Annotated in this window: 8 protein-coding genes; 4 read left to right on the top strand and 4 right to left on the bottom strand. The window is 64.4% G+C overall.

What is annotated here, in order from left to right; genetic code table 11:
* Positions 1–284 precede the first annotated feature (284 nt).
* Entirely contained in the window at positions 285–692 is a 408-nt protein-coding gene (locus CWO91_RS19390) for an ACT domain-containing protein (protein ID WP_130215357.1), read from the bottom strand.
* Positions 693–891: 199 nt separating this feature from the next.
* On the opposite strand from CWO91_RS19390, the gene CWO91_RS43045 reads away from it, so the two are divergent.
* Entirely contained in the window at positions 892–1047 is a 156-nt protein-coding gene (locus tag CWO91_RS43045) for a hypothetical protein (RefSeq protein WP_008548553.1), read from the top strand.
* Positions 1048–1063: 16 nt separating this feature from the next.
* Here the strand turns inward: CWO91_RS43045 and CWO91_RS19380 are convergent, their stop codons facing one another.
* Together CWO91_RS19380 and CWO91_RS19375 are read right to left on the bottom strand one after the other, a co-directional pair.
* Entirely contained in the window at positions 1064–2353 is a 1290-nt protein-coding gene (locus CWO91_RS19380) for a DNA polymerase IV (RefSeq protein WP_130215353.1), read from the bottom strand.
* Positions 2350–2661, bottom strand: coding sequence for a DUF3572 domain-containing protein (locus CWO91_RS19375; RefSeq protein WP_130215351.1), 312 nt, complete (start codon positions 2659–2661; stop codon positions 2350–2352). Before CWO91_RS19375 ends, CWO91_RS19380 begins: the two co-directional genes overlap by 4 nt.
* A 239-nt stretch (positions 2662–2900) precedes the next feature.
* Here CWO91_RS19375 and CWO91_RS19370 point away from each other — a divergent pair, with 239 nt between their 5' ends.
* Positions 2901–3266 carry a response regulator gene (locus CWO91_RS19370; RefSeq protein WP_008566616.1) on the top strand — a complete coding sequence of 122 codons (366 nt, stop codon included), beginning with the start codon at positions 2901–2903 and terminating at the stop codon, positions 3264–3266.
* 14 nt (positions 3267–3280) lie between these two features.
* Complete coding sequence (locus CWO91_RS19365; protein WP_130215349.1) at positions 3281–4654, top strand: PleD family two-component system response regulator; 1374 nt, start codon at positions 3281–3283, stop codon at positions 4652–4654.
* Positions 4655–4960: 306 nt separating this feature from the next.
* On the opposite strand, the gene CWO91_RS19360 is transcribed toward CWO91_RS19365, so the two are convergent.
* A complete protein-coding gene (locus CWO91_RS19360; RefSeq protein WP_165405551.1) occupies positions 4961–5575 on the bottom strand; it encodes a TetR/AcrR family transcriptional regulator in 615 nt (204 codons plus the stop codon).
* A gap of 130 nt (positions 5576–5705) precedes the next feature.
* Between CWO91_RS19360 and CWO91_RS19355 the strand changes: the two genes are divergently transcribed.
* Positions 5706–6938, top strand: coding sequence for an MFS transporter (locus CWO91_RS19355; protein ID WP_130215345.1), 1233 nt, complete (start codon positions 5706–5708; stop codon positions 6936–6938).
* The last annotated feature ends 77 nt before the right edge of the window (positions 6939–7015 follow it).

The following is a 7015-nucleotide window of genomic DNA, read 5'->3' as shown; positions in this document are numbered from 1 at the left end:
TCGCGCCGTCCTCGCCGCCGTCAAGGCCGCTTCGCGCCGCCTCCGGCGGTGGCCTCCGGCCAGCCTTGACCGCGACTGCGTCCGGCGCAACGACTCTCCATTGGGACAAAAGGATCATCACGGCCGCATCGCGCCAACCGAACATCTCAAGGCGAAGCCATGCTCTGAATCAAACAATCCCTTGACAACCAGAGTCCCATACAAGCCCGGGTGGAGCGAAGCGTAATCCGGGTAGTCTGCTGCTTAGGATGCACTGCCCCGGATTGCGCTCCGCTCCATCCGGGCTACGAGTGTCTCGCGCCAGACATCTTCTGTAGAACAGCCATCGCTTCCTCGGCCTTGTCGATAGGCACGAAGAGGTGATCGTGATGGAAGGCCGAAACGGCATTCACGCTGATGCCAGCTGCGGCGAGATGGGCTGTGATCGCAGCCAGGAATCCGACCGCGTCCAGCGACGAATGAACCGTCAGGGTGATCAGGCGCGAGGCGAACTCGTAGCGTAGGCCTGCCGCTTCGGCCTCTTCGCGAGGGATCACGAGTGTCATTCCTTCGCGTTCGCGGAACGTCAGGATCGGGCTGATGGTGGCTGGAATGCTCGCGCTCGGCGCAAGCGTGCAAAACACGAAGGTGCCGTCCAGGATCTCCGGCTTCATGTTACTCAGTAGCGCGTCGAGATCGCGTTCGCCTGTCACGGTGCCAGCCCCCGAACTAGTAAGATCGTTTGCGTCCTTGCGAAGCTGTCGGCGACAGAGGCTGCTGGAGCCATGGTCAACATACCTTTGTATATCTCCTCTAATCCTTCTCATGCGCTGACCTTACGCTGGTAGAATTGAGCGACGGCGGGAGATTCTTACAATTTGAGTCCACTCGGGTCACTGCGAGGAGGCTCAAATGAACGTCGTCATTCGAAAGCTCAACGGCTTGTGGCACCTCATCGTCGGGTCTTGTCAGATCCGAACGCCGTTCCTGGAAACTCAGGATCGGCAGTTGGTCGTTCAGTATGCCCGGCGCGCCTATCCGGGTGCACGGATCTTCGAACGCGACTGAGTTGAGCAGGTCTCGATCACTCCTGCGCCTTCTCCGGCCCCTCATACGCAATGCCGCGGATCACCGCAGCGCTGCCGAACTTCTTGCGCAGACTGTCCACCGCGCGCTCGGCATGCGCGGCGCGGCGGTCGAGCATGTCGGTGTCGTCGGAGACCGAGCCGTCGCGCAGCGCGCTGACGCCGGCGCCCATCAGGCGGAAGGCGGTGCCGTCGATCTCTTTTGCCAGCATCTCGCGGCAGATTGAGAAGATCTTTGCGGCGAGCTGTGTCGGGGCGGCGATCGACTGCGAGCGCGTGCGCTGGCGGAAATCGGCGGTCTTCAGCTTCAGCGTGACGGTCGAGCCTGCGAGCTCGCTGCTCTTGAGACGCGACGACGTCTTCTCGCATAGCCGCCACAAAATTTTCTCCAGCGTCGCGAAATCGCGGATGTCGCTCTCGAACGTGGTCTCGCTGGAAATCGTCTTAGCGCCGCGATCAGGCTCGACGCGGCGGTCGTCGATGCCGCGCGCAAGCCGCCACAGCCGGCGGCCGTCGCTCGGAAACTGCCGCATCATCTCGATCTCGTCGGCCTTCTGCAGATCGGCGATGATGCGGAAGCCGCGCTGCACCAGGCGTTCCTGCGTGGCCGGTCCGACGCCGAAAATGAAGCCGACCGGCTTCTCCGACAGCATCAAACGCGCTTCGTCCTGGTCGAGCGCGGCAAAGCCGCGCGGCTTGTCGAGGTCGGAGGCGATCTTGGCCAAAAACTTGTTGCAGGACAGGCCGACCGAGACGGTGATGCCGATGTCGCGCTCGACCTCGTGGGCAAAGCGCGCCAGCACCTTTGCCGGGATCATGCCGTGGACGCGCTCGGTGCCGGAGAGGTCGAGGAAGGCCTCGTCGATCGAGAGCGGCTCGACCAGCGGCGTCAGCGCCTGCATGGCCTGGCGCACCTCGCGGCCGACCCGGACGTACTTCGACATGTCGGGCGGGATCACGGTGGCGTGCGGGCAGGCCTCCAGAGCCTTGAACATCGGCATGGCCGAGCGCACGCCATAGGTGCGGGCGATGTAGCAGGCAGCCGACACCACGCCGCGCTTGCCTCCGCCGATGATGACGGGCTTATCGGCGATAGCAGGATTGTCGCGCTTCTCGACCGTCGCATAGAAGGCGTCGCAGTCGATATGGGCGATGGTCAGGCTCGACAGCGTGCGGTGACGGACCAGGCGAGGGGATCCGCAGGCGGAACAGCGCCGCACGCCCATGTCCAGATCGGCCAGACAATCCCGGCAGAAGCAGCGGGGCCCGGCCGGATCGGGCTCGGTCACGGCACGTCGCGCTCCCAGGAGGGGTCGCCGAGCGCGTCGCCCAGCACCTGCCGCGCTGCGGCAACGTTGGTCGGATGCAGTTCCGCGGTCTTCGCAAAGGCCTTCACGGTCTCGTCATCGCGCAGCACGAAATCGAGCACGCTGAGCAGGAAATTGGGGTCCGAGGCGGCATTGCGCAGGGTCTCCGGACCGACCCCTGTCTCAGCCAGGTACAGGCCCAGCCGCTCGGGCTCGCCGGCGACGAAGGACAGGGCCTGAATCGCAACGATTTCAGCGACTTCGCGGGGGTTGTGAACAGGCTTTTTCACGGGGCCGGTTTGCCTTTCCGTTAACTTTCGGTCTCTAATTTGGAATCATCATGCCCGAGTCTTCGCCTCGAGTCTTGCGACCCCGAAAGCAACTGGAAACCACATCGCAGAAAGTCGGCCCTCGGGTTTAACGAAACTAGAGCGAATCTGGGGCTAGTTTGAATCCAGTTTTCGAAGCGCCGGCGAGCGGCGCCTGAGGCGTCACATGTATGGGTCTGCGGACCAATCAGGAGGGCGGGATGGCTAAGACCGTCCTGATCGTGGAAGACAACGAGCTCAACATGAAGCTCTTCCGCGACCTGTTGGAGGCGCACGGTTACCAGACCTCCGGCACCAGCAACGGCTACGAGGCGCTCGACCTCGTTCGCAAGATGCGGCCCGACCTCGTGCTGATGGATATCCAACTGCCGCAGGTCTCGGGCCTCGAGGTGACGCGCTGGATCAAGGACGATCCGGAGTTGCGCGCCATTCCCGTCGTCGCGGTCACTGCCTTCGCGATGAAGGGCGACGAAGAGCGCATCCGCGAGGGCGGCTGCGAGGCCTATTTGTCCAAGCCGATCTCGGTCGGCAAATTCATTGAGACGGTCCGGCGTTTTATCGGATAGGAAGTGAGTTCAAAGTGTCCGCGCGTATCCTGGTTGTCGATGACGTTCCTGCCAACGTCAAGCTCCTCGAAGCCCGCCTGTCCGCCGAGTATTTCGACGTGATGACCGCGGCGAACGGCGCCGAGGCGCTGGCGATCAGCCGGCGCGCCGAATGCGACATCATCCTGCTCGACGTGATGATGCCCGACATGGACGGCTTCGAAGTTTGCCGCCGCCTGAAGACGGACCCTGCCACCCACCACATTCCCGTCGTGATGGTCACCGCGCTCGACAGCCCGTCCGACCGCAACCGCGGGCTGGAAGCCGGCGCCGATGATTTCCTGACGAAACCTGTCTCCGACGTGGTGCTGATCGCGCGCGTGCGCTCGCTGACGCGGCTGAAGATGATGACCGACGAGCTGCGCATGCGCGCCATCACCTCGCTCGAGATCGGCATGCAGGCGCCCGAGCGCAGCGCCGTGGCCGACACCGGCAAGGGCGGCCGCATCCTCCTGGTCGACGACCGCGAGTCCTCCTATGAGCGGCTGGCGACGATCCTCGCCGCCGAGCACGCCATCGACGTCGAGCCGAACCCGACGGAAGCGCTGTTTCATGCCGCCGAGGGCAATTACGACCTCTTGATCGTCTCGCTCGATCTCAACAATTTCGATGGCCTGCGGCTGTGCAGCCAGGCGCGCTCGCTGGAGCGCACGCGCCACGTGCCGATGCTGGCGATCGCCGACCCCGAGAACTCGACGCGGCTGCTCCGCGGCCTCGAGATCGGCGTCAACGACTATCTGCTGCGCCCCATCGACAAGACCGAGCTGCTGGCGCGCGTCCGCACCCAGATCCGCCGCCGCCGCTACACCGATCACCTGCGCGACAACGTGCAGAACTCGATCGAGATGGCAATCACGGACGCGCTCACCGGGCTGCACAATCGCCGTTACATGGAGAGTCATCTGGCGACGCTCGCCGAGCAGGCCGCGACCCGCGGCAAGCCGCTCGCGCTGATGATTTTGGACATCGACTACTTCAAATCGATCAACGACAATTACGGTCACGACGCCGGCGACGACGTGCTGCGCGAGTTCGCGGTGCGGGTGCGCAAGTCGATCCGCGGCATTGACCTTGCCTGCCGCTATGGCGGCGAGGAGTTCGTCATCGTGATGCCCGAGACGGATCTCCACGTCGCCGGCATGGTCGCCGAGCGCCTGCGCCGCTCGATCGCGGGCGAGCCGTTTGCGATCCACAAGGGGACGAAGCGTATCGAGGTCACGATCTCGATCGGCCTGACCACGCTGGAGCAGAAGGGCGAGGCGGTCGCCGACGTCCTCAAGCGCGCCGACACCGCGCTCTACCGCGCCAAGCACGACGGCCGCAACCGCGTGGTGTCGCAGGCCGCGTGAGCTGCCGGTACAAAAAGTGCGAAAACAACCCCATGCACAGTAGCCGGCGGTAGCCGGATCAATGGCTTAGGTGAGGAGCAGGGCGGTTTGCGCTGGCGGCAGCGCCATTTGACACGTCGGGCAAAACAGGAGCATTCTGCTAGGATTGGTTAGTGGGACGAATATCAGGCCCACACACTTGGTGTCGTCCCGGCGGAGGCCGGGACCCATAACCCCAGGGAGGGGTTATGGTGCGAACTGGTAACTCCGAGTCTTCGCCAAACATCTGCCTGTGGCTATGGGTCCCGGCCTCCGCCGGGACGACAGTCAAGATTGTGGCGCGGGCTTGCGTCCTTTCGCCGCCTTCGCCTTCGTCCCATCCCCCACATCCACCCCCGCATTGCGCAGCAGCACCTTTGCCGCTTCCTTTGCCGCCCTGGCCATCGCCGGATCGTCGCGGACGAGGTCCTGGGCGATGGAGCCGTCGACGAGCAGCACGAGCTGCGTTGCGAGCGCGTCGGCATCGGCAACGCCGAGCTCGTTCAGGCGATCGCGAAACCAGACGCGGCGGCTTTCCTTGAAGGCGATTGCGATCTTCTTCACGGCGCGGTCGGAAGGCCCGAGCTCGGCGACCGCATTCACGAACGGGCAGCCGCGAAAATCCTTGGCGGCGAAGCGTCGCTCCAGCGAATCGAACGTCGCAAGAATCTGCTCAGCCGGCGGCTTGTCTGAGGGGCGCTGAGCTACGAAGCGGCGCTCGAGGTAAGCCGCGATCAGCGCATCCTTGGACGGAAAGTGGTTGTAAAGCGTGCGCTTACTGATGCCGATCTCGGCCGCGATGGTGTCGACGCCGATGGCGCGAATGCCTTGCAGATAGAACAGCTTGTCGGCGGTCTCGAGGATCCGCTCTTTCATCGTCTGTGGGGCGGGCGGGGGAGCCATGCGGTAGCGCGCGTCCTGTTCGCTTGACAGCATCGGCCCTTTATAGCCTAAGTACACAGGTCTGTGTACCCAAAATCAACGGCAAGAGCAGACGGCGGCTTTCGCGCCGTGCCCAAAAGGGAGAAGAAAAATGCCCCTATTGCAGGTTCTGCGTCCGACCTTGCCCATCCTGATCGGCGCCTCGATCATGCTGACGCTGAGCATGGGGCTGCGGCAGTCGCTCGGCATCTTCCTGCAACCGCTGACGCATGACATCCACATCTCGGTGTCGGATTTCACACTGGCGCTGGCCGTGCAAAACCTCGCCTGGGGCTTTCTCCAGCCGCTCGCCGGCGCCATGACCGAGCGCTACGGCTTTCGCCCGATCATGATCGTGGGCGCGCTGATGTACATCGTCGGCCTTGCGCTGATGGCGACGGCCAACGGGCTTGTCAGCATCATGATCGGCGCCGGCGTTCTGATCGGCACCTCGCTGGCCTGCACGGCGGCTGCGATCGCGATGTCGGTGGCGGCACGCGCGGTGCCTGAGACGGTGCGCTCGACCGTGCTCGGCATCGTCTCCGGTGCGGGCTCGCTCGGCGCGCTGCTGTCGGCGCCGATCGGGCAGATACTTAACGAGGGCTTTGGCTGGCGCATTGGCCTTGCCGGCTTCGTCGTCATGTCGGTGCTGATGATCCCCGCCGCCTGGTATGCCGGGCGCGTCGACCAGATCCCGCTTCCCAAGCCAGCCGCCGACGAAATCGATGATGCCACCGCCGCGATCGCGGCGCGGACCGCGTTCGGCAATGCATCCTTCGTGGTGATGACCTGCGCCTATCTCGTCTGCGGCATGCAGCTGGTGTTCCTCACCACGCATCTGCCGTCGTATCTGGCGATCTGCGGCCTCGACCCGATGCTGAGCGCGCAGACGCTCGGCATGATCGGTGGCTTCAACGTGCTGGGCTCGCTGTTCTTCGGCTGGGCCGGGCAGCGCTGGAACAAGCTGGCGTTGCTGGGCGCGATCTACATCCTGCGCTCGCTCGCGCTCGCCTGGTATTTCATGCTGCCGGCGACGTCGTTCTCGACGCTGCTGTTCGGCGCGATAATGGGCTTTTTGTGGATGGGCGTGGGCCCGCTGGTCGCGGGCGCGGTCGCCGAGATGTTCGGCCTGCGCTGGCAGGCGATGATCCAGGGCCTCGCCTTCATGAGCCACCAGATCGGCAGTTTCCTCGGCGCGTACGGTGGAGGGCTGCTCTACGACGCGCTCGGCTCCTACACCATGGCCTGGCGCATCGGCGTGGCACTGGGCCTCGCCGGCGGCATCGTGCAGGTGGCGTTCGCGCTGATCCGGCCGTCGCAGCCGCCGGTGTTGAAGGCGGCGTAGCGAGGGGCGTTCGTAAGCGCCAAGCAAGCGTCTCGCCGCTTGGCCGCGAATAGCCGCTCGTGCCCCCGAAGCCGACC

It is taken from the genome of Bradyrhizobium genosp. SA-3 (genome assembly GCF_004212635.1).
Lineage (GTDB): Bacteria > Pseudomonadota > Alphaproteobacteria > Rhizobiales > Xanthobacteraceae > Bradyrhizobium.
The sequence above is the reverse complement of the archived record's forward strand: the minus strand, read 5'-3'. Positions and strand labels throughout refer to the sequence as shown.